Origin of the sequence: Streptomyces sp. NPDC058646, assembly GCF_042716875.1 — a bacterium.
Classification (GTDB): Bacteria; Actinomycetota; Actinomycetes; order Streptomycetales; family Streptomycetaceae; genus Streptomyces.
Genome location: NZ_JBHXRK010000016.1, coordinates 85,135 through 105,179 on the forward strand (window position 1 = coordinate 85,135; position 20,045 = coordinate 105,179).

The 20,045-nt window shown below is 71.6% G+C and carries 23 protein-coding genes; 7 read left to right on the plus strand and 16 right to left on the minus strand.

What is annotated here, in order from left to right; all coding sequences use genetic code 11:
- The first annotated feature begins 23 nt into the window (after positions 1-23).
- On the plus strand, positions 24-455 hold the full coding sequence (locus ACFWUZ_RS20565; RefSeq protein ID WP_384374535.1) for a hypothetical protein: 432 nt from the start codon (positions 24-26) through the stop codon (positions 453-455).
- 208 nt (positions 456-663) lie between these two features.
- On the opposite strand, the gene ACFWUZ_RS20570 is transcribed toward ACFWUZ_RS20565, so the two are convergent.
- From ACFWUZ_RS20570 to ACFWUZ_RS20615, 10 genes are all read right to left on the minus strand, one after another.
- The gene (locus tag ACFWUZ_RS20570) at positions 664-3,003 is read right to left on the minus strand and encodes a hypothetical protein (protein ID WP_384374538.1); all 2,340 of its coding nucleotides are present in this window, start codon (positions 3,001-3,003) and stop codon (positions 664-666) included.
- 322 nt (positions 3,004-3,325) lie between these two features.
- Positions 3,326-5,449, minus strand: coding sequence for a cell division protein FtsK (locus tag ACFWUZ_RS20575; RefSeq protein ID WP_384374541.1), 2,124 nt, complete (start codon positions 5,447-5,449; stop codon positions 3,326-3,328).
- 86 nt (positions 5,450-5,535) lie between these two features.
- Positions 5,536-5,682 carry a hypothetical protein gene (locus ACFWUZ_RS20580; protein ID WP_384374544.1) on the minus strand — a complete coding sequence of 49 codons (147 nt, stop codon included), beginning with the start codon at positions 5,680-5,682 and terminating at the stop codon, positions 5,536-5,538.
- A 45-nt stretch (positions 5,683-5,727) separates the two neighbouring features.
- Positions 5,728-5,904 carry a DUF6257 family protein gene (locus tag ACFWUZ_RS20585; protein WP_384374547.1) on the minus strand — a complete coding sequence of 59 codons (177 nt, stop codon included), beginning with the start codon at positions 5,902-5,904 and terminating at the stop codon, positions 5,728-5,730.
- Between the two features lie 101 nt (positions 5,905-6,005).
- Positions 6,006-6,944 carry a hypothetical protein gene (locus ACFWUZ_RS20590; protein WP_384374550.1) on the minus strand — a complete coding sequence of 313 codons (939 nt, stop codon included), beginning with the start codon at positions 6,942-6,944 and terminating at the stop codon, positions 6,006-6,008.
- Positions 6,941-7,129, minus strand: a complete 189-nt coding sequence (locus ACFWUZ_RS20595; RefSeq protein ID WP_384374553.1) for a hypothetical protein — start codon at positions 7,127-7,129, stop codon at positions 6,941-6,943. Before ACFWUZ_RS20595 ends, ACFWUZ_RS20590 begins: the two co-directional genes overlap by 4 nt.
- Positions 7,126-7,320 carry a hypothetical protein gene (locus ACFWUZ_RS20600; RefSeq protein WP_384374555.1) on the minus strand — a complete coding sequence of 65 codons (195 nt, stop codon included), beginning with the start codon at positions 7,318-7,320 and terminating at the stop codon, positions 7,126-7,128. The genes ACFWUZ_RS20595 and ACFWUZ_RS20600 overlap by 4 nt, the downstream gene beginning before the upstream one ends.
- A complete protein-coding gene (locus ACFWUZ_RS20605) occupies positions 7,317-7,694 on the minus strand; it encodes a DUF6907 domain-containing protein (RefSeq protein WP_384374558.1) in 378 nt (125 codons plus the stop codon). Before ACFWUZ_RS20605 ends, ACFWUZ_RS20600 begins: the two co-directional genes overlap by 4 nt.
- The gene (locus ACFWUZ_RS20610) at positions 7,691-8,212 is read right to left on the minus strand and encodes a DUF6907 domain-containing protein (protein ID WP_384374561.1); all 522 of its coding nucleotides are present in this window, start codon (positions 8,210-8,212) and stop codon (positions 7,691-7,693) included. Before ACFWUZ_RS20610 ends, ACFWUZ_RS20605 begins: the two co-directional genes overlap by 4 nt.
- Positions 8,213-8,592: 380 nt before the next feature.
- Positions 8,593-9,975: an NAD(P)/FAD-dependent oxidoreductase gene (locus tag ACFWUZ_RS20615; RefSeq protein WP_384374564.1), complete on the minus strand. Its 1,383-nt coding sequence runs from the start codon at positions 9,973-9,975 to the stop codon at positions 8,593-8,595.
- Between the two features lie 146 nt (positions 9,976-10,121).
- On the opposite strand from ACFWUZ_RS20615, the gene ACFWUZ_RS20620 reads away from it, so the two are divergent.
- From ACFWUZ_RS20620 to ACFWUZ_RS20630, 3 genes are read left to right on the plus strand one after another with little or no spacing between them, the layout of a single operon-like run.
- Positions 10,122-11,012: an aminoglycoside phosphotransferase family protein gene (locus ACFWUZ_RS20620; protein WP_384374567.1), complete on the plus strand. Its 891-nt coding sequence runs from the start codon at positions 10,122-10,124 to the stop codon at positions 11,010-11,012.
- A 42-nt stretch (positions 11,013-11,054) separates the two neighbouring features.
- A complete protein-coding gene (locus tag ACFWUZ_RS20625; RefSeq protein ID WP_384374570.1) occupies positions 11,055-11,534 on the plus strand; it encodes a GNAT family N-acetyltransferase in 480 nt (159 codons plus the stop codon).
- A 54-nt stretch (positions 11,535-11,588) separates the two neighbouring features.
- A complete protein-coding gene (locus ACFWUZ_RS20630) occupies positions 11,589-12,275 on the plus strand; it encodes a pentapeptide repeat-containing protein (protein ID WP_384374573.1) in 687 nt (228 codons plus the stop codon).
- Between the two features lie 36 nt (positions 12,276-12,311).
- On the opposite strand, the gene ACFWUZ_RS20635 is transcribed toward ACFWUZ_RS20630, so the two are convergent.
- From ACFWUZ_RS20635 to ACFWUZ_RS20645, 3 genes are all read right to left on the minus strand, one after another.
- Positions 12,312-12,815, minus strand: a complete 504-nt coding sequence (locus tag ACFWUZ_RS20635; protein WP_384374576.1) for a hypothetical protein — start codon at positions 12,813-12,815, stop codon at positions 12,312-12,314.
- A 280-nt stretch (positions 12,816-13,095) separates the two neighbouring features.
- Complete coding sequence (locus ACFWUZ_RS20640) at positions 13,096-13,716, minus strand: response regulator (protein WP_384374579.1); 621 nt, start codon at positions 13,714-13,716, stop codon at positions 13,096-13,098.
- Positions 13,713-14,879, minus strand: coding sequence for a sensor histidine kinase (locus ACFWUZ_RS20645; protein ID WP_384374808.1), 1,167 nt, complete (start codon positions 14,877-14,879; stop codon positions 13,713-13,715). The genes ACFWUZ_RS20640 and ACFWUZ_RS20645 overlap by 4 nt, the downstream gene beginning before the upstream one ends.
- 597 nt (positions 14,880-15,476) lie before the next feature.
- Here ACFWUZ_RS20645 and ACFWUZ_RS20650 point away from each other — a divergent pair.
- Both ACFWUZ_RS20650 and ACFWUZ_RS20655 read left to right on the plus strand, forming a co-directional pair.
- Positions 15,477-16,049: a heme-binding protein gene (locus ACFWUZ_RS20650; protein WP_384374582.1), complete on the plus strand. Its 573-nt coding sequence runs from the start codon at positions 15,477-15,479 to the stop codon at positions 16,047-16,049.
- A gap of 56 nt (positions 16,050-16,105) precedes the next feature.
- Positions 16,106-17,518: a M1 family metallopeptidase gene (locus ACFWUZ_RS20655; RefSeq protein ID WP_384374585.1), complete on the plus strand. Its 1,413-nt coding sequence runs from the start codon at positions 16,106-16,108 to the stop codon at positions 17,516-17,518.
- On the opposite strand, the gene ACFWUZ_RS20660 is transcribed toward ACFWUZ_RS20655, so the two are convergent.
- Complete coding sequence (locus ACFWUZ_RS20660; RefSeq protein WP_384374588.1) at positions 17,515-18,072, minus strand: GNAT family N-acetyltransferase; 558 nt, start codon at positions 18,070-18,072, stop codon at positions 17,515-17,517. The genes ACFWUZ_RS20655 and ACFWUZ_RS20660 overlap by 4 nt on opposite strands.
- 68 nt (positions 18,073-18,140) lie before the next feature.
- Positions 18,141-18,716 carry a TerD family protein gene (locus tag ACFWUZ_RS20665; RefSeq protein WP_326589478.1) on the minus strand — a complete coding sequence of 192 codons (576 nt, stop codon included), beginning with the start codon at positions 18,714-18,716 and terminating at the stop codon, positions 18,141-18,143.
- Positions 18,717-18,879: 163 nt separating this feature from the next.
- Between ACFWUZ_RS20665 and arfB the strand changes: the two genes are divergently transcribed.
- Positions 18,880-19,305 (plus strand): alternative ribosome rescue aminoacyl-tRNA hydrolase ArfB, encoded by a 426-nt coding sequence (gene arfB, locus ACFWUZ_RS20670; protein ID WP_384374592.1) that lies wholly within the window; start codon positions 18,880-18,882, stop codon positions 19,303-19,305.
- 69 nt (positions 19,306-19,374) lie between these two features.
- Here the strand turns inward: arfB and ACFWUZ_RS20675 are convergent, their stop codons facing one another.
- Entirely contained in the window at positions 19,375-19,860 is a 486-nt protein-coding gene (locus ACFWUZ_RS20675) for a flavin reductase family protein (RefSeq protein WP_384374812.1), read from the minus strand.
- Positions 19,861-20,045 lie beyond the last annotated feature (185 nt).

Genomic DNA, 20,045 nt, shown 5'->3' on the forward strand with positions numbered 1-20,045 from the left:
CATCACACCGGAGAGGAACCACCATGGCAATCATCGCCGGAGCAGGAAGGCTCCAGGCCAATGGCCTCGGCCTCGGCTTCACCAAGCCCGCCGTGTGCCTGTACGACTTCGCCGTGGACGGAGGAGGCACCACCGCAATCAACCTGCGGGGGAACTCGACCATCCCCGTCGGGGCCATCATCACCGACACCCTGCTGAGGGTGGAGACCCCACTGACGGGCGGCACCGTCACCGACACTGTCCAGCTCAACGCCGAGGGGGCGGCAGACCTTCAGGCAGCAGCAGCCCGAAACGCATCACCCTGGTCTACGGCCGGGGTTCGGCGCCTCACCCTCGACGCGGACGCTGCACCCGTCGAGCTCACCGCCGAACGAACCATCCAGCTGAAGGTCAACGGCACAGCCGTCACTGCCGGCAAGTTCAAGCTCATCGTCTGGTACGTCGAGCTCGCGTAATTCGATCACGACTCGTGACGCCCAGCACTGCTCACTTAGCGTGCTGGGCGCGCGGGGTGGGGGGCACCTGGTCCCACGGGAAAACGTGCAGGTGAGCGACCTCAACCGCTCCTGTCGCTCAAATTTTTGCGCGGCCATTTTGAAAGACGCTAATCACCGTGAACCTCGAACTCGGTAAATAGCGACTCTCCGTAGCCATCACTCTGGGTTACGCGAGGAGGCCGTCGCCGCCGCCGTAGTCCCGGCGCAGCTTGAGGAGCATGCGCTGCATCTGCTGTGCCACGGCGATCGGATCCATGGCGCCCTGGACAGTGACGTTCACGACCATCTGCCTCGCCGCCTGGCTGGCCGCTGCGACCGCCCGAACCGGCGCGGCGGTCACGCCGGTGCCAGCCGGCAGGGCCCGCCCCTCGTTCAGCGCATCTAGGGCGCCGACGCCGATGCGCGCAACAGATGACGCCCTGATCACGTACTCGCCGTTCGACAGCCACGACGCGATGCTGTCCGACGTCCCGGTGCCCGGCCCGCGGATCAGACCACCAGCCGCGTTCGCCTGGCCGCCGGCCCGGGGGTTGGGTGTGAACGTGCGGGTGCGGTACTCGGTGACGTAGATGCCGACGTGGCGGTCCCTGACGGCGGCCAGCTCGCGCCGTGCAGCATCCGCCTTCCGCTCCAGGTCCTCTATGTGCCCGGTGAGCTTGGACTTCTTCTCCGGCGGGACAGTCTTCAGTTCCTCCTTGGCCACGGCGATCTGAGACTCGTAGCTGGTGATGTCGAGCTTCAGCTTGTTCTCGGCGAGCTTCGGCCTGATGCTGGCGACGAAGTCACTGGCCTTGCCCTGTGCGTTGTCGAGGCCTGCGATGAAGCCGCCTTTGAACTTGTCGAAGTCGCCCTGCGCCTCGCGGAGCTTCTCGCCGAAGCCGGGTATCCAGCCGAACATGGCGGCCGACGCCGTGACCATGACGTCGATCGAGTTGAGGGCGCCGATGGCCAGCATCCGGAATGCGCCCATCAGGTGAGGCAGGGCCGACAGACCCATGTCGACCATGCCGAGGATGGCGCCGGAGGCGATGCGCCCGAACTCCATGAAGCCCAGCTTGTTCTGGTCCACCCAGCCCTTGAGGCGCTGCAGGGGCCCCTCAACGCCGCGGAGCCCCTCGCCGACCGGGGCGAGCGAGTCGAGGATGGCGCGGCCCGCGTTCTTGAAGACGGGCCCCACGTAGTCGGCTACGGCCAGGACGGCCTGAAAGCCGAACGTCAGGTCCTTGAAGACGGGCGACAGTATCCGCATCCCGGCGCCCAGGGCGTCGAGCGCCTCGGTCGCTACGCGGCCGAAGAACTTCATCTGCTCACCGAGGAACGGCCCGAAGGTGCGTGCGACTTCACCGGCGAAGCGGCCCAGGCCGGGGAGGACGTCGTTGTTCAGCATGCTGAAGAACCCGGACAGGAACTTCGCCGAGCCGTCGATGCCGCGCTCCAGGCCCTGGAACATGCCGGGCAGTCCCTTGCCCAGCAGGTCTGAGATCCCGCCGGAGAGGGTCCGCAGGGTCGGCTCGCTCGCCGCTCCGAAGCGGAGGAACCCGCGGGCCAGCCCGCCGAGCCCTGACGTCAGGTCCTTCACGAAGCCGTTGCCGAGGCGCAGGACCGTGCCGAAGTCCTTCTGGAACCCGCTGTCCTTCATCAGGCGTCCGGCACCGGCCGCAGCGTCACCGAAGCCCTTGCCCATCTCGGTCATGGCTGAGCCCACGATCTTGATGACCGGGCTGGACTCCTTCAGGGCCTGCGTGAAGCCGGGCAGCATCACCTTCTGGATCTCCCCGGAGAGGCCGGAGAACTCCTTCTTCGTTGCGACGAGCTGCTTCGTGAACTCGCGGGCCGGGGCGGGCAGCGCCTTCAGGGCCGCCGCGTACTCCTTCTTGCCCTTGCCTGCGGCCTCGACGGCCTCGCCGACGCCGGAGAACCCGAGCTTCATCGTCCCGGCCGCCAGGCCTACACCGGCCAGCATGGGCACCAGGGCGCCGAGGGCGGGCAGCAGGGACACGCCAGCGATGCCGGCCACGACACCCATGGATGCGCCGAGCCCGCCTCCGCCGCTGCCGAGCTGTGCGGCTGTCTCCCCGGCTGCGTTGCCGAGGCGGTTCACCGATGGGGAGGCGCGGTCGACGTCGAGGGTGAAGCTGCGTGCAGACCGGCCGGCGGCCACGAATCGCCCGTTGAGGTCGCGCAGGCGTCCGCCGCTGTCGCGGGTGAGCCGGTCGATCTGGGTGCTGGCCCGCGCGGCGTCGTCGCCGAGGGCGCGTACCCCGGTAGAGGCGCCGTCGGTGCGGACGCCGAGGGCGCGGGCCGCCTGGCCCGCCGTGTCGAGCCGCCCTCCGAGCTCCTGCAGCTGGCCGCTGGCGCCACGGGTGAACGTGCGCAGCTGGCCGCCGGACTCGTCTACGGACTCGTTGAGGCGCCGGTGGAAGCGCTCCGCGCTCTCGCCGATACGGCGGAAAACGGGTGAGAGGTTGTCATCCCCATCGAGGATGAACGCCATGCGTTCGGCCATATCGGACGGTCCCTACTGTGAATGAATCTATGCACTCCAGTACGACAAGAATAGATCCATTCAGTACGATGGGGGAGTGCCTCCAGCACTGAAGAAGCCCCCCGCGGTTGGTCCCCGCGAGGGGCTTCGCCACGTCCCGGCCAGGGCGCCCTCGAGCGGCTGAGGCCCGTCCCCCGCTACCGTCGCTACCTTGCAGGTCACGGCCCTCTACCGGCCCCGCTACCGGGGTAAAGGGGTCCCGCTACTTTGGGGGCAACGCAAAGAGGGGCTGGACCTGTCTTACACAGGTCCAGCCCCGGGGCCGTAGTAGAGGGGGAGGGCGCTACCCGGTGAAAGGAACCGCGCCCTCTACATCGCGCCGCTGATATCCGGCGCCGTTCACTCCGTCAATCTTCACCTGCTTACTGACGCGCTTCACTCCAGCCTCGTCGAGTTCCTTTGCCAGCCGGTCCGAGTCGTAGTCGCCGTAAGTGTCCTCATCCATGTTGGCCAGCCGCTCGAGGAGGTCCCGCGTGAACATGCGCACCGAGTGCTTCATGACCTCGAGGACGTCCGAGATGATCGCCGGTACGCGGTAGCCCTGCTCCTCGGCGCCCGTGAGGACGTCGCCCGCTGCGTCGCCGGACAGCTGCCCGATGTCCTTCCGCATCGCCCGGCCCTTGGTGCACATGGCGTTGAACGCGGCCGTGGTCAGCAGGTCGTTCTTGACTGTGGCGAACGACGCCGGGCCGGTCACCAGGACGACGACCCCCTTGTGATCCTCGGACAGCACTGACGCGTCCGCGCCCATCGACGCCTTGCCCTTGCCCAGCACCATGTCTGAGGACGTCTGGTCGGTGACCTGCGTGCACGCCCGGATCGTGATGATCTCGCGGAGCTTCGTCGGGACCGACTCGGCGTCCGGGCGCTGGCTGGCGTAGTTCGAGATGAACCCGGCGGCCGGCCCTCGGCGTGCGATGCGAGCCATGTCGTCGATGACCTGCTTGCGTTCCTTTTCATCGCCGAGCGCGATGAAGCATTCCTGCAGCTCATCCACGGTGAAGAAGATGAACGGCATCTTGTACTTCTCCACGATGTACGGGGTCAGCTTGCCCTCCGGGCAGACAGACGTGGGCAGCTCCCGCAGGATCGCGAAGCGGCGTTCCATCTCCGTCAGCAGCTCCTGCAGAAGCGCCTTGAACGCGGCGATCGCGTCGTCCTCGGCGCCAAGGACCAGGCGGTGAGCGACCTGCCGCATCTGGATCCAGTCCTGCCCGCCCTTGAAGTCGGCGACGTAGTGCCGCACCCACGGGTCGAGGAGCCCGGCCGCGGTCAGGAGCCGCTGCGTGAACGTCTTGCCGCGCCGGGGCAGGCCCCCGAAGAACATGGACTGCCAGACGACCGGCACCGACACGCGGGTTCCGCGTGCGTCCTGCCCGAACGGGATCGGGTCCCACACGGAGAAGCGTTCCATCTTCTCGAGCGGCGACGGGACCGGGTCGGCCAGGTAGGGGTCGTCGTCGGCAACCCACATGGACACCCGGCCCGCGTTGCCGCCCTGCGCCGCCCGCACGCGGGACATGACGATCTGGATCTCGTCGACGCCGAGCTCCTGGGCGAGGACCTCCCGCTTGGCCAGCACGTCAGAGGCCGTCTTCCCGCCCCCGCGCGGCAGGTCGAAGATGACCGCCCACCCTCGCCCGTCGCGTACCGGGCCCATCACGCACGACACCTTGGGCCCGTCGTCGTCACCCTTGCCGTTCTTCAGCAGGCCCGCGGCCCGCAGAGCGTCGTTGAGCTGCTGCGCGGACATGTCCACCCGCAGCGGGGGGACGGCCTGGTCAAGGATGTGGGTCTCTTTGCCGCGCCCCAGATGTGCCAGCGGCAGTGTCATTGCGGCGGCCATACCCGCCTGCAGGATCGGCGAGGCCAGCGTCAGGCCGGCCGCCGCCATGACAACGCCTGCAGCTGCCGCACCGAACCTCCAGCGGCGGGCGGTGGTCCGGGCGGCGTGCGCGGCCTGGTGCCGGGCGGCGAGGTCCACGTCTTCCGGCCTGACCTTGGTCTGGGCGCGCAGGGCCTTCACGGTCGCGCTGTGGTCCTGCGCCGACAGGGTCGGCCACAGCCCCCGAGCTGCCCGGTAGAAGCCGCGGCAGGCCAGCAGCACCGTCTTGAACAGGTACTTGGGGACGCGCAGCGAGTGGTAGCGGGAGTGCCACCAGGTGAGCCGGCCGAGGGCGGCACCGTTCGCACGGATCGACTTCCACGACCGGGCCCACACCGGCAGTACGGGCGCGTCTGGTACGACCAGCCAGTCCGCGAGCGGGTTGTCCGGGCGGTCGACCGCCTCGACTGCGGCGGGGGCTTCTCCGGTGGTCGCCGGAAAAGTCTGGGCAGGCAGGGGTACGGGCTTGAGGAGGTTGACGATCGTGTGGCCGTTGACCGGTCCGACGATGGTGTCGGTCATGATGACCTCTCCTGCTCTCTTCTGAGTGGCGGGGTGCACGGGGCGGCCGGCTAGCTGCCAGGCGGTACGGCCGCCCCGTGGCGTAGCTACTTCTGGTTGGTCTTGTGGGTGGCGTCGAGCTCCGCCTTGGCGTCCGTGCACTTCCCGGACGTGATCCGGTCGTAGACCTTCTGGCTGGCCTTGACGGCCTCGGGGGTGGTCAGGTCGGTGGTCTCGGACTTCTTGCCGAACATGGCTTCTCCTTGGGGTGACTGGCTGGGTGTGGACGTGGGGTGTGGCTACTTGCCCTTGCGCTGCTCTTCCTCGCGCTTGCGGGCCCCGTCGATGACCTTCTCGACGCGCCGCTCGAGGTCGCCCTGGTGGACGGTCTGGCTGGCGAGTCCGCGCTTGGCCATGCGGGCGATGAGCCATGTGAGCTTGGCGGTCTCGGCGGTGGTGAACTTCGGGTCGGTCATGACGCTCCTTCCGGGGCCGGTCTGTCCGGCTCCCCTCACCGCCCGGCAGATCCAGGCGGATCGGGCAGCGCGTCAGGCAAGGCCGTTGAAGGGGTGCGCCATCACCGGTAGGCGGCGCGGTCGAGCTTGTTGTGCTCGCGCCTGACGGTCGCCTCGACGGACGTCCGCTTGGCGTCGGGCACCTTGGCGAGGATCGCCTCTACGGCGTCTTCCTTGGACACTCCGGCGGTCAGCTCGACGCGGGCCAGGTGCGAGATGTTCGGGCCCTGCTCGGGCTGTTCGCGAACCGTGTTCGCCCTGTTCAAAGGGGCCGGGGCGCTTTCAGTTTGGATGTTATACAAGCTGATCGGTTCGCCATGTTCGCGGACCTGTTCGGCCGTGATCACTTCATTGGTACCCCTAGAGTGATCAAGCCCGGCGATCTCGTTCAGCTCTCGCTCCGCGGCCAGCAGCTCGAGGCGTGCGGCGACTTCCGCCTTCGCGGCCTGGCGGCGGGCGCCTGCGATGGCAAGCTTCGCGTTCGTCTTCGACATCTCCGCCGCAACCCACTGCGCGTCCGCCGGGGACAGGTCCTTGTCGATGTGCTTGAACACCGCCCACCACAGGACCTTGGCCACGATGGACACCGCCGCGCCGACCGCGGCCATCTCCCACGTACCGGCCAGCTGGCCCTCGAGGTAGATGGCAGCCGCGGCCACCAGGGCCAGGCCCCAGCCGACCTTGCGGGGGAACTCGCGCTTCGCCGGATCGAAGCGGGCCAGCCACTCCAGGAGCAGCACGGCCAGCCATGCAGCATCGAAGACCACACCGGCCGCGTAACCGACGCCACCGCCGAGCAGCTGCCCGATGCTGTACGTCGACCAGACGATCGCAACGAGCGTGAGGGCCAGGACGAGGCCGCTGACGCCGACGAGCGCCATCGCGTCCCTGTCCTTCGGCAGCTTCGGCATACGGACCGTGTACGGCTCCTGCACCTGGTTGGTGGTCCCGTCGATGGTTCGGTCGACGAGGCGGTGCCGCGTCTCAGTGAGGAACTTCACGACTGGTCTCCTTCGGTCAGGTCGTCGACGATCCGCAGGGCCTGCTCGAGGGCGATCTCGAGACGGCCGATGTTGTGGCACAGCTCCCGGTCCGTGGCGCTGCCGATGCTCATCTGGTGCGAGGTCGTGAGCGCCGTGCGGGCGAGGCGGACGGTCGCCTGCTGACCCGGGGTGAGGTTGCTCATTCGGTGACTCCTTCGGCTACGCGCACCACGCGGTGGGCGGCCAGGTTGGCGCCGTGCCGGTCAGCAGCACGGTTCGCGACGATCAGGGCGGCCATCAGGGCCGGAATCTCGGGGAGGGTCCGGGGCCGCCGGTCGACGGCACGCAACGCGGCGTGCTCGGTCGGCCGGCGGACGGGCCAGCGGGACGTCACTGCCCCTCGTCGAGGAGCGCCCGCAGCTGTCGGCGCATCGGAAGCAGCACGAACAGGGCGTGCGAGGTGAGAGCGGCAGCCACGTCTCCGAGGCCGGCCGGGTCGAACTCGTGGTGCTCGCCCTCGATCTCGACCGCGACCGTCACCCCTCGGTTCCCGAACTCGGAGAAGGGGAACTGCGACAGGAACGCGTTCAGGAACGGCACCCGTCCGTAGCCTGGAACGTCGACCGACGCCGACAGCTCCTCGCCGCGGTGGCTGATGTCCGCCATGTGCACGTCGTCCGAGTGGATGCCGAGGCACCAGGAGGGCTCGGGCAGGTCGACCACGCCGTGGTCCACGGTCCGCACCGACACGGTGCGCGGCGCGTTCACAGCTCTACCCGGCCCTGCGCGCGGAGCTCGACGAGCCGGGCGTGCATGGCGCGCATCTGCTTGAGCTGACCCTCGAGGGCCAGGATGACCGTGGCCAGCCCGTCCGGGTCGAGGGCCTCGATGAAGGAGTCGTCGAAAATCTCCACCGACGCGTGGGGGACCCGCTTCGCCAGGTTGTTGTCGAACGGGTCCTGCCGGATGCTCGCGGCGAGCAGCTTGGTCTCGTCGGCCTTCTGGCCGGCGATCGAGACGGGCAGCCACAAGTCGGTGGTCTCGGCGGTCATGCACCAGACGTCTTCGGCTGCCGTGCCCCTGGCGATGGCGTCGTCGTGCGGGACGACGCAGCCGGGGAGGCAGGTGACCTCGTTCCGGTAGCCGGTCCGGCTGTCGATGAACGACCACGTGCGGGAGGCGGGGACGACCTCGCGGGTCGATGCCGTCGGCTGCGACGGGACCGCCGCCAGCTTCGGCTCCGGCTGGAAGATACGGGGCAGGTGAGCGGGTACGGTGTTGGACATGGTTCGACTCCCTTTGCGGAGGGGTTCGGCCTAGGCCCCGGACAGGTGTTAGCGCACCCGCCGGGGCCGTCCTCGTTTCCGAGGTGGTGAGTCCACTCTAGACCCTAGTGAGTCGATAAGCAACTCATTCGCGTGGGGGGATTGCCTCGCTCCAATACACATGCCGTACACGTGAATCCGGGATAGTGCGGGATAGCTCAGGATTCCCCAGTATGGAAAACCGGCAGGTCAGAGCCCTGTCGGACCGTCATCGCAGGTCGCGCGTTCGATTCTTGTGACCTTGTAATGCGTAGGTCGTCGGTTCGAATCCGACAGGGGGCTCTGCTGGGAAAGGCCCCGGACCGCTACGGTCCGGGGCCTTCCGTGTGTGCGGGCGGGGGTCAGTGGCGGCCCGAGATGCGGTCGGCCAGGCGGGCGAGCGGGGTGGTCGTCGGGGTGTGGGTGGCGGCTTCGCGGCGGTCCGCCGCGCGGTAGGCCGTGTAGAGGGCCTGCACGCCGAGCCAGCGGAAGGGCTCCGGCTCCCAGCGGCGGACGCGGTGGCCGACCCAGGGGAGGGCGGTCAGCCCGGTGGAGTCGCCCTGGACCAGGTCGCGCAGGGTGCGGGCGGCGAGGTTGGCCGTGGCGACGCCCGAGCCGACGTAACCGCCCGCCCAGCCGAGGCCCGTGGTGCGGTCGAGGGTGACGGTCGCGCACCAGTCGCGGGGGACGCCGAGGACGCCCGACCAGGCGTGGGTGATCTCCGTACCGGCGAGCATCGGGAAGAACGAGGTCAGCAGGGTGGTCAGGGCCTCGATCGTGGCGGGCTGGGTGCGGCCGTCGTCGTCCGTGCGGGAGCCGAAGCGGTACGGGACCCCGCGGCCGCCGATCGCGATGCGGTCGTCGGCGGTGCGCTGGGCGTACATGTAGGCGTGGGCCATGTCCCCGAGGACCTCCCGGCCCGACCAGCCGATCCGGTCCCAGGTCTCGGGCGGGAGGGGGGCCGTCGCGATCATCGAGGAGTTCATGGGGAGCCAGGAGCGCTTCTGGCCCTTGAGGGAGGCGGTGAAGCCCTCGGTGCAGCGCAGCACGTACGGGGCACGGACCGTGCCGTAAGGGGTGACGGCCTTGCGCGGGGCGATCTCGGTGACGGGCGTGGCCTCGTGGATGACGACCCCCAGGCGTTCGGCGGCCGCGGCGAGGCCCTTGAGCAGCTTCAGGGGGTGGATGCGGGCGCCGTGCGGGCTCCAGCCGGCGCCGACGGCGTCGGCCACGCCGATGCGGGCGCGGGCGGCGGGGGCGTCGTACAGCTCGCGGTCCGTCTCGCCGAAGGAGACCTCGGCCGCGTGGAAGGCCTTGAGGCGGGTGAGCTGGGCGGGGTTGCGGGCGACCTGGAGGACGCCGCCCCGGTGGATGTCGGCGTCGATGCCCTCCCGGGCGGCGACGTCGATGACCTCGGTGACCGCGTCGTTCATGGCCAGCTGGAGGCGGCGCGCGGCGTCGTGGCCGTGGCGGGCGGCGTAGTGGTCGCGGCCGGCGATGCCGTTGTAGAGCCAGCCGCCGTTGCGGCCGGAGGCCCCGTAGCCGCAGAACTTCTGCTCCAGGACGGTGACGCGCAGGCCGGGGGCGGCGGCCTTGAGGTAGTAGGCCGTCCACAGGCCGGTGTAGCCGCCGCCGACGATGACGACGTCGGCCGTGGCGTCGCCGGTGAGAGGGGCGCGGGGTGGGGCGGAGGGGGCGGTGTTGTCCGTCGCGTACCAGAAGGAGATGCCGCCGTTGATCGTCATGGGGGAGTTGGTACACGCCGTGCGGGAGGGGTGTCCAGGGACGGGATGTCGTGCGTCGGGGCGGGACGGGTGGCCGGATGACCGATGCGGGGGGCGGGGATCGGCTGATCCGGCCCGCTCGACCGGACACCCCCTAGGCTCGGGGCATGGTCGACATTCCGGACGGGCTGGTCCAGACGCAGATCAGGTACAACGGCGACGCGGGACGGGAGTTCATCGCGGCGCTGCCCGGGCGGGCGGCGGATTTCCTGGAGCGGTGGGAGCTGCGGCGCACCGGGCCGGGCATGTACGGGGTGACGGCCCTGGTGCTGCCGGTGGAGCGGCCCGACGGGAGCGCGGCCGTGCTGAAGCTGCAGCTGCTGGACGAGGAGAGCGAAGGGGAGCCGGTCGCGCTGCGGGCCTGGGCGGGGGAGGGCTCCGTACGGCTGCTGGAACACGACCCGGAGACCGGCACGCTGCTGCTGGAGCGGCTCGACGAGGGCCGGCACCTGTCGTGGCTCGCGGACCGCGACTCCCGGCAGGCGGTGCAGGTGGTGGCGGAGCTGCTGGCCCGGCTGACGGCCGTACGGGCTCCCGCCGGGCTGCGGGGACTGGGGGACGTCGCGGCCGGGATGCTGGAGGAGGTGCCGCAGGCGCTGGGGAAGCTCGCGGACGAACGGGCCCGCGGGCTCCTGCGGGACTGCGCGGCGGCGGTGGCGGAGGTGGCGGGCGATCCGGGGGACCGGCTGCTGCACTGGGACCTGCACTACGACAACGTGCTCGCGGGCAGCCGCGAGGCGTGGCTGGCGATCGACCCGAAGCCGCTCGCGGGGGACCCCGGCTTCGACCTGTTGCCGGCGATCAACAACAACTTCCGTGCGGACGAGGTGCGGTGGCGGTTCGACCTGATGACCGAGGTGATGGGGCTCGACCGGGAGCGGGCGCGGGCCTGGACGCTGGCGCGGGTGCTGCAGAACTGCCTGTGGGACGTGGAGGACGGCGAGGACGAGATGCAGGAGGAACAGCTGCGGGTGGCAGAGCTGTTGCTCGGGCGGTGAGCACCGTCCCCCGGCGCGGCCGGGCGCCTCTAGGCTGCCGGGATGATCCGTAGCGCACGCGTCACCGATGTCCCCGCCCTGCACGCCATGATCTGCGAGCTCGCCGCGTACGAGAAGTCGCTGCACGAGGTCCGCGCCACCGAGGAGCAGCTGCGCGAGGCGCTGTTCGGACCGCGGCCGGCGGCGTTCTCGCACGTCGCGGAGACGGAGGAGGGCGAGGTCGTCGGCTTCTCGATCTGGTTCCTGAACTTCTCGACGTGGCGCGGGGTGCACGGGATCTACCTGGAGGACCTGTACGTACGGCCGGGCGTACGCGGCGGCGGCTACGGCAAGGCCCTGCTCGCGGAGCTGGCGCGGACCTGTGTGGAGCGCGGGTACGAGCGCCTGGAGTGGTCGGTCCTCGACTGGAACACCCCGGCCGTCGACTTCTACCGGTCGGTCGGGGCGGTGCCGATGGACGAGTGGACGGTGAACCGCCTGTCGGACGACGCGCTCCGCGCGCTGGCGGCGGCCGCACGCTAGGGGTGTCCCGCCGGTCGGGGCGGCTCTGTCGGTGGGGTGGGTCAGGATGGGGTGATGGCGACGGTGCGAAAAGGGCGACAGGGGCAGCAGACGGTGAAGGCGGCGCGGCGGCCGGAGGTGCGGCTTCCCGCGCTGAGGCCGTGGGACGGCGGTGAGCTGGAGCCGGACGGGGACTACGACGGGCTGGAGTTCGCTGACCTGGAGTGGGCCGGGCAGGAGGGGGCCGGGGCCCGCTTCATGGACTGCGCGGTGCGGCGGTGCGTGCTGGACGAGACGGGGCTGGCGAAGGCCCGGTTCCTGGACTCGGTGCTGGAGGGGGTCCGCGGGGTCGGGACGGACCTGTCGGGGGCCTCGCTGCGGGACGTGGAGCTGGTGGACGCCCGGCTGGGAGGCGTACAGCTGCACGGGTCGGTGCTGGAGCGGGTGGTGGTCCGCGGCGGGAAGATCGACTACCTGAACCTGCGGATGGCGCGGCTGCGGGACGTGGTCTTCGAGGGGTGCGTGCTGGTGGAGCCGGATTTCGGGGGCGCCGTGCTGGAGCGGGTGGAGTTCCGGGACTGCGCGCTGCGGGGCGCGGACTTCGGCGGGGCCCGGCTGGCGGATGTGGACCTGCGGGCCGCGGCCGAGGTGGGGATCGCCCGCGGGGTGGATGCCCTGGCGGGAGCGGTGATCAGCCCGGCGCAGCTGTTCGACCTGGCTCCGGCGCTGGCGGCGCAGCTGGGCGTACGGGTGGTCCCGTAGACCCGTAGACCCGTAGACCCGTAGGGCCTGCGCCGGTCAGGCCGGGACGCGGGGGAAGCGGGACTGGAGCATCCAGATGGCGGGGTTGTCCGCCAGGCCGTCGTGCATGTCGACCAGGTCCGCGATCACGTCGTGCAGGAAGTCGCGGGCTTCGCGGCGCAGCAGGCGGTGGCTGAAGGTCAGCGGGTCCTCCTCCGCGGGCATCCAGTCGGCCTCGATGTCGACCCAGCCGAAGCGGCGCTCGAAGAGCATCCGGTCGGTGGACTCGGTGAAGTCGAGTTCGGCGTACTGGCGGTTGGAGGAGCGGCTGCCGCGCGGGTCCTGGTCGAGCTGCTCGACGATGTCGCACAGGGCCCAGGCGAAGTCCAGTACGGGCACCCATCCCCAGGCTGTGGACACTTCCCGGTCGGCGTTCGTGTCCGCGAGGTAGACGTCCCCGCAGAACAGGTCGTGCCGCAGGGTGTGGACGTCCGCCGAGCGGTAGTCGGTCTGCGGGGGGTCGGGGAAGCGACGGGAGAGGGAGTAGCCGATGTCGAGCACGTACCCGATGGTGTCACGGCCGGGCGGGGCGTGGCGCGGGCGCCCTGCGGCGGGCCCGGGGCTGCGGGCGCCGCCGCTCGCGGCCCGTGGGTGGGCGCCGCCGCCCGGGGCCCGTGGGTGGGCGGTCCGGCGGGGGGCGACGGCGGCCGCGGGGTCAGCCTCCGGTGATCCGGGTGCGGGCCGTGGCGGTGACGGTGTAGCCGTACGGGGCGGCCGGCACGCGCGGTCGCCGGGTGCTCCGGCTGCTCCGGCGACGGGAACGGCCGGGTCCCGTGGCCCCTCACGGCAGGAGGCGCTGCTCCTTGGCGACCGAGACGGCGCCGGCGCGGGTGTCGACGCCGAGCTTGTCGTAGATGCGGCCCAGGTGCGTCTTGACCGTGGCTTCGCTGATGAACAGCGCGCGGGCGATGTCGCGGTTGCCTAGGCCGCGGGCCAGCTGGCCGAGGATGTCCAGTTCGCGGTCGGTGAGGGTGGGGCGGGCCCCGCGCAGGTGTGCCATGACGCGGCTGGCCACCGGCGGGGAGAGGGTGGTGCGGCCCTGGGCCGCCGCGTGGATGGCGGCGAAGAGCTCCTCCGGACGCTCCGCCTTGAGGAGGTAGCCCGTCGCGCCCGCGCCGATCGCCCGGGTGATGTCCGCGTCCGTGTCGTACGTGGTGAGGACGAGGACGTGCGGCGGTCCGGGGAGGGCGGTGATCCGGCGGGTGGCCTCGACGCCGTCGATGCCCTCGCCCAGCTGGAGGTCCATCAGCACCACGTCGGGGCGCAGCTTCGCCGCCAGGGCGACGGCCTCCTCGCCGCTGCCGGCCTCGCCGAGGACCTCGATGTCGGGTTCGCTGCCGAGCAGGGCCAGCAGGCCGGCCCGGACGACGACGTGGTCGTCGCAGAGGAGGATCGTCGTCATGGGGCCGGCTCCAGGGGGATGGCCGCGGAGAGGACGGTGCCCTCGCCCGGCGTGGATTCGATCGTCAGGGTGCCGCCCAGCTGGCGGACGCGGGCGCGCATCGCCGGGAGGCCGTGGCCGCGTTCCGCGGCGCAGGCGCGGGGCTCGGTGAAACCGTGGCCGTCGTCGGCGACGTCCAGGACCACCTGGTCGCCCAGGAAGCTCAGGGTCAGCGCGGCCGTCCGGGCGCCGGAGTGCTCGCGTACGTTCGCCAGCGCGCCCTGGGCTATGCGCAGCAGGGCCGACTGCACGCGGTCGGGGAGTGCGGCCGGGGTGCCTTCGAGGTGGAAGCGGACCTCGATGTCCGGGCCCGCGTCCAGGGCGCGCAGGGCGCCGGCGAGCCCGGCGCCGCCGGCGAGTTCGGCCGGGGCCAGGTCGTGGACGAGCCGGCGTGCCTCGGCGAGGCCGCGGGCGGCGATGCCGGTGGCGGTGCGGACGTGGGCGCGGGCGGTGCCGGGGTCGGCGTCCCAGGTCCGGTCCGCGGCTTGGAGCAGCATCTGCTGGCTGGAGAGGTTCTGCGCGAGGGTGTCGTGGATCTCCATGGACAGTCGCTGCCGTTCGGCGAGGGTGCCTTCGCGGCGTTCGGTGGCGGCCAGTTCCCGGCGGGTGCGGATCAGGTCGTCGATCAGCGCGCGCTGGGCCTGCGCCTGCCGCTCCATGTGCACGAAGACGGCGGTGGCGAGGGCCGCGACGGCCGGCGGGGCCAGCAGGAGGTTGGGGTCGAAGGCGGTGGCGAGCTGGAGCTGGGCGATGACGACGAAGACGGTGAGCAGGGCGACGAGCACGATCGCGGCGCGCGGGGGCAGCGTGCGCAGGGCGGTGAAGAAGAGCGGTACGGCGCACCAGGCGAAGCTCGGTGCGAGGACGACGAGGACCACCCAGGTGGCGACGACGAGGCCGAGCCACACGAGCCGTCCGGTCGGCTGGCGCGCGGGCCGCGAGGCCGGGCCGCCGGGGGTGGTGGTGCCGGGCGGCCGGGAGGCGCCGACGGCGGGGCCCAGGACGTACAGCAGGGACAGGGTGACGCTGAGGGCGATGACCCAGGGGGTGCGGGGTTCGCCGGGGTGCCGCAGGAGGAATCGGGCCACGGAGGCGCCGAGGAGCAGGAAGAACGCGGCGTGCATGACGGCGGCCAGGGTGCGGGTGTCGGGATCGGCCGGGGTGCGGTGCCGCGGGGGTGCGGGGCTCACGGGTGCTCCTGGCTCCTTGGGTCGAGTACGTCCATCCTGGCCCAGCGGGCGCCCAGGGGGCGGCCGGGCGCTGCCCCCGCGGGTGCCCGCGCCGGCTTCGCCGGGCCTTTCCGGGGCTGCGCCCAGCCTTCCGGGCTGCGCCCGGGCTTTCCGGTGCTGTGCCCGGTCCTTCCGGGCTGCGCCCCGGACCCGGCGCCTCCGTCTTCCCCGGCTGCCGCCGGGAGGGGCCCCGGGCGAGGCCGGGGAGGGCCCCGTCGCAGCGGAGCCGGCCGGTGGGGGCGGTCCGCGGTGCGGGGGCCGGGGCGGGGCCCGGTGCCGCACGGGCACACCCACCCTGCCGAGCCCCGCAGGGACACCGCATCGACCGATCGGATGACAGGCGGGTCAACCGGTGCGGTGCCCGGGGCGAGCCGGTACGGGGACGGGGCGGCGGGGGGTTCGGGCCCAGGCTTGGAGCAGTGGACGAGCCGGCCCGCCCGGACCGGCCGCCCGCCCCGTGCCGTCACCGAGTCACCGTTCTCAGGAGCAGAGATGAACACCCGTACCCGCGTCCTCACCGGTACCGCCCTCGCCGTCGCCCTGGGCGCCGGGACCTTCGGCGCCGTCAGCGCGACCGCCGCCCCCGCGGCCGACGCCGCACCGGCCTCCGTCGCCGCGAAGAAGGACGACACGAAGAAGGACGAGGCGAAGGGCCAGAACTTCACCACGACCAGCCACCTCACCGTCGACGCCGCCACCCGCGCCGCCCAGGCCGCGCTCCAGGCCGCGCAGAAGGAGAACCAGCGGGTGACGGTCGCGGTCGTGGACCGCAACGGCAACACCGTCGTCACCCTGCGCGGCGACGGCGCCGGCCCGCAGTCCTACGAGTCGGCGGAGCGCAAGGCCTTCACCGCCGTGTCCTGGAACGCTCCGACCTCGGTGCTCGCGGGCCGCCTCGCCCAGACCCCGAACCTGAAGGACATCCCCGGCACCCTCTTCCTCGGCGGCGGCACCCCGGTGCAGCTCGACGGTGCCCCGGTCGCGGGCATCGGCGTGGCCGGCGCCCCGAGCGGCGACCTGGACGAGAAGTTCGCCAAAGCCGGCGTCGACGCGCTCGCCAAGTAGCTCGGCAAGCAGCGCGGCAAGTAACGGAAGGCGACGGCCCGTTTAGGATCGAGCGCGTGGAACCACGCGCTCGATCCCGTCTCCCCGTCACCGCCGCTGCCGCCCTGCTCGCCCTCACCGCGGCGTGTACGGGCGGCACGGTGCAGGGCCGGCCGGGGGCGTCGGGGTTGCGCGACCCGTACTTCCCCAAGGCCGGCAACGGCGGTTACCAGGTCGAGCACTACGCGCTCGACCTCGGCTACGACCCCGCCGGCGGGCGGCTGCACGGGACGGCCGTCATCACGGCCCGCGCCGAGCAGGGCCTCAGCTCCTTCAACCTCGATCTCAGCGGACTGCGGGTGGAGGGTGTGAAGGTGCAGGGCGCCGGCGCCCGGTTCAACCGCACCGGGAACGAACTGACCGTGCGTCCGGCCGAGGAACTGAAGAAGGGCGAGGTCTTCCGTACGGAGATCGCGTACGGCGGCAAGCCGAAGGCCCTGGCGGATCCTGACGGTTCCGAGGAGGGCTGGATCACCACCGGGGACGGAGCGGTCGGCGTCGGCGAGCCCGTCGGTTCGATGACCTGGTTCCCCGGCAACCACCACCCGAGCGACAAGGCCACGTACGACATCACGCTCACCGTCCCGCACGGCTACCAGGCGGTGTCCAACGGCGAGTTGCGCTCCCGCACCGATACGGGCGACGGCCGGACCGCGTTCGCGTGGCACAGCCCGGAGCCGATGGCGAGCTACCTGGCCACCGCTGCCGTCGGCCGGTACGAGGTGACGACGGGGCGCACCGCTTCGGGGGTCGCCCTCTACACCGCGGTGGAGCCCGAGGAGGCCGACCGCAGCGCGGGGCCGCTGGCGCGGTTGCCGGAGATGGTGGAGTGGGGGAGCGGCCGCTTCGGCCCGTACCCCTTCGGCACGGCGGGCGCGATCGTGCTGCCCGCCGGGACCCTCGCGTACGCCCTGGAGACGCAGACCAAGCCCGTGTACTCCGGCGCGCCCGACAGCGAGGAGCTGGTGCTGCACGAGCTGGCCCACCAGTGGTTCGGCAATTCGGTGTCGCCGGAGTCCTGGAAGGACATGTGGCTCAACGAGGGCTTCGCCACCTACGCCGAGTGGCTGTGGGCCGAGGACCAGGGGGAGCACACCGCGCAGGAACGCTTCGACGCGTTCCTGGAGGGCGACACGTCGGTGGACGGCAGGGCCGCCGCCGACTGGGACGCCTTCCCGCCCGCCGCGCCGCCCGGGCCCGAGGACATCTCCGGGAGCCCGGTGTACTACCGGGGCGCGATGGTCCTGCACCGGATCCGCCAGGAGGTGGGCGACGAGAAGTTCTTCGACCTGCTGCGCGGCTGGGCCGTCGACCACCGCCACGGCAACGCCGGCACGGCCGGCTTCACCGCCTACGCGGAACGGCGGACGGGCCACGACCTGAAGAAGGTCTGGGACGTCTGGCTGTACGGCAAGGCCCGCCCCCGCTAGGAGGACGTCCCCGGAGCCGTGGCCGTCAGGGGCTTGCGGAGCACGGTGCAGTCGCGACCGCGCTCCCGGTCGACCGCCCGGCGCAGGACCGTGTAGCCCTGGGCCTGCCAGAAGGCGAGGGCCTGGTGGTTGCCGTCCAGGACGGCGAGCCTCAGGCCCGTGCGGCCGGCCGTGCGGAAGCGGTCCTCGACCAGGGCCGCCACGGCCCTGCCGTACCCCTCACGGTGCGCGGTGGCGTCGATGAGGAGCAGCCCGATCCAGGGGTCCGGGTCGTCGGAGGCCGGGTCCCCGGGAAGAGTGTGGCCCGTGTGGGCGAGGGTGGCCGCGAGGCCGACGAGGCGGCCGGCGGAGCGGGCGAGGAGCACCTCGGCGCCGTCATGGGCGAGTTCGTCGGCGAGGGAGGCCGCGACCTGTTCGACCGTGATGCGGTCCGGGTCGGGGAAGTCGCCGCTGAGTTCGAAGAAGGCGTGGTTCGTCGCGTACAGGGCGGCGACCTCGGCGAGGACCGGCCCCGGCAGGGCGCCGTCCACGGGTACGAGCGGTTGCAGGATCACCTGCTGAACGGTAGCGAAGCCCCCTCCCCGGACGGCCGGGAGGGGGCTTCACCTGCGGCAGGCGGTTCTCAGACGTTGACGCCGAAGTCCTGCGCGATGCCGGTGAGGCCGGAGGCGTAGCCCTGGCCGACGGCGCGGAACTTCCACTCGGCGCCGCTGCGGTACAGCTCGCCGAAGACCATGGCGGTCTCGGTCGCCGCGTCCTCGGAGAGGTCGTAGCGGGCGATCTCGGCGCCGCCGGCCTGGTTCACGACGCGGATGTACGCGTTGCGGACCTGGCCGAAGTTCTGGCTGCGGGTCTCGGCGTCGTAGATGGAGACCGGGAAGACGATCTTGTCCACGTCGGCGGGGAGGCCGGCGAGGTTGACGTTGATGGCTTCGTCGTCGCCCGCGCCCTCGCCGGTGCGGTTGTCACCGGTGTGCACGATGGTCTGGTCCGGGGTGGACTTGTTGTTGAAGAAGACGAAGTGGCCGTCGGAGACGACCTTGCCCGTCGGGTTGACCGCGATGGCGGAGGCGTCGAGGTCGAAATCGACACCGGTGGTCGTGCGGACGTCCCAGCCGAGGCCGACCGTGACGGCAGTGAGGCCGGGGGCCTCCTTCGTGAGCGAGACGTTGCCGCCCTTGGACAGGCTGACAGCCATGGGAATGTCCCTTTCCTCATACGACATGTACGTGCACGTGCGCCGGTACCGGTGCGACGTGCGGCCAAGTTACCGCTGTCTTCTACAACGCGACGAGGGGCAGGCGGGTTCCCGTCGTGAAATGCGGGTGACGGGGCGGGAGCGGGCACGGATCATAGGAGGCATGCCTGGTCCCTATGTCATCCGCGGTTCGGTCGTGCTCCCCGAGGGCGAGCTCGCCTGGCGCTTTTCGCGTTCCTCGGGTCCGGGCGGGCAGCACGTGAACACCTCGGACTCGCGCGTGGAGCTGCTGTTCGACGTGGCGGCGACGAAGGCGCTGCCGGAGGTGTGGAAGGAGCGGGCGCTGGAGCGGCTCGCGGGGCGGCTGGTCGACGGGGTGGTGACCGTACGGGCCTCCGAGCACCGCTCGCAGTTCCGCAACCGGGAGATGGCGCTGGTCCGGCTGGCTTCGCTGCTGGCCGAGGCCACGGCGCCGCCGCCGAAGGCGCGCCGGGCGACGAAGATCCCGCGGGGGATCAACGAGCGCCGCCTGCGGGAGAAGAAGGCGCGGGCGGAGACGAAGCGGGGCCGCACCGGCCGCGACTGGTAGTGCGGCCGCGGCCGGCAGGCGGTCCGGCAGGCGGTCCGGCAGGTGGCCCTGCCGGGGATCAGCCGGGGATCAGCCGCTCAGGTGCCGGTAGCGGCCGCGGAAGTAGGTCAGGGGCGGTGCGTCCGGTGAGGGCAGGCCGGCGGTCAGGACCCGGCCGACGACCAGCGTGTGGTCGCCCGCCTCCACACGGTTCTCCGTACGGCATTCGAGGGTGGCGAGCGCGCCGGTCAGCAGGGGGGCGCCGGAGGCCTCGCCGCGGACGTACGGGAGGTCCGCGAAGAGCAGGCGGTCGCTGATGCGGCCCTTCATGGAGAAGCGCCCCGCGACCTGGAGCTGGTGGTCGGCGAGGACGGAGACCGCCCACAGCGGCTGCTCGGCCAGCAGGTCGTCCATGCGGGAGCCCTCGCGCAGGCTCACCAGAACCAGCGGCGGGTCCAGCGAGACCGACATGAAGGCCGTTGCCGTCATGCCCACGTCCTCGCCGCGCGGGCCGTCCGCCGTCAGGGGCGTCTCGTGCGCGGTGATCAGGCACACGCCCGCTGCCAGCCGGGACATCGCGGCCCGGAACTCGTCGTTGCTCACTCCCCCAGGATGAGGGGTGCGCGGGACGGGCGGGGCACCGGGACCGGGCACTCGGGACACGGGGGCTGCGGGGGTCGTCTTGGGCACGGCAACACGCTAAGGTCGCGGTCCCGCGGCGCACATCGGGCCCTGGTCCGAGCCGCGTCCCCGCCCCTCGG

What these genes read in the sequence shown, in the direction of transcription:
- ACFWUZ_RS20565 (WP_384374535.1), top strand. Translation starts at nt 24, where the DNA reads ATGGCAATCATCGCCGGAGCAGGAAGGCTCCAGGCCAATGGCCTCGGC.
- ACFWUZ_RS20570 (WP_384374538.1), bottom strand. Translation starts at nt 3,003, where the DNA reads ATGGCCGAACGCATGGCGTTCATCCTCGATGGGGATGACAACCTCTCA.
- ACFWUZ_RS20575 (WP_384374541.1), bottom strand. Translation starts at nt 5,449, where the DNA reads ATGACCGACACCATCGTCGGACCGGTCAACGGCCACACGATCGTCAAC.
- ACFWUZ_RS20580 (WP_384374544.1), bottom strand. Translation starts at nt 5,682, where the DNA reads ATGTTCGGCAAGAAGTCCGAGACCACCGACCTGACCACCCCCGAGGCC.
- ACFWUZ_RS20585 (WP_384374547.1), bottom strand. Translation starts at nt 5,904, where the DNA reads ATGACCGACCCGAAGTTCACCACCGCCGAGACCGCCAAGCTCACATGG.
- ACFWUZ_RS20595 (WP_384374553.1), bottom strand. Translation starts at nt 7,129, where the DNA reads ATGAGCAACCTCACCCCGGGTCAGCAGGCGACCGTCCGCCTCGCCCGC.
- ACFWUZ_RS20610 (WP_384374561.1), bottom strand. Translation starts at nt 8,212, where the DNA reads ATGTCCAACACCGTACCCGCTCACCTGCCCCGTATCTTCCAGCCGGAG.
- ACFWUZ_RS20615 (WP_384374564.1), bottom strand. Translation starts at nt 9,975, where the DNA reads ATGACGATCAACGGCGGCATCTCCTTCTGGTACGCGACGGACAACACC.
- ACFWUZ_RS20620 (WP_384374567.1), top strand. Translation starts at nt 10,122, where the DNA reads ATGGTCGACATTCCGGACGGGCTGGTCCAGACGCAGATCAGGTACAAC.
- ACFWUZ_RS20625 (WP_384374570.1), top strand. Translation starts at nt 11,055, where the DNA reads ATGATCCGTAGCGCACGCGTCACCGATGTCCCCGCCCTGCACGCCATG.
- ACFWUZ_RS20630 (WP_384374573.1), top strand. Translation starts at nt 11,589, where the DNA reads ATGGCGACGGTGCGAAAAGGGCGACAGGGGCAGCAGACGGTGAAGGCG.
- ACFWUZ_RS20640 (WP_384374579.1), bottom strand. Translation starts at nt 13,716, where the DNA reads ATGACGACGATCCTCCTCTGCGACGACCACGTCGTCGTCCGGGCCGGC.
- ACFWUZ_RS20645 (WP_384374808.1), bottom strand. Translation starts at nt 14,879, where the DNA reads ATGCACGCCGCGTTCTTCCTGCTCCTCGGCGCCTCCGTGGCCCGATTC.
- ACFWUZ_RS20650 (WP_384374582.1), top strand. Translation starts at nt 15,477, where the DNA reads ATGAACACCCGTACCCGCGTCCTCACCGGTACCGCCCTCGCCGTCGCC.
- ACFWUZ_RS20665 (WP_326589478.1), bottom strand. Translation starts at nt 18,716, where the DNA reads ATGGCTGTCAGCCTGTCCAAGGGCGGCAACGTCTCGCTCACGAAGGAG.
- arfB (WP_384374592.1), top strand. Translation starts at nt 18,880, where the DNA reads ATGCCTGGTCCCTATGTCATCCGCGGTTCGGTCGTGCTCCCCGAGGGC.
- ACFWUZ_RS20675 (WP_384374812.1), bottom strand. Translation starts at nt 19,860, where the DNA reads ATGTCCCGGCTGGCAGCGGGCGTGTGCCTGATCACCGCGCACGAGACG.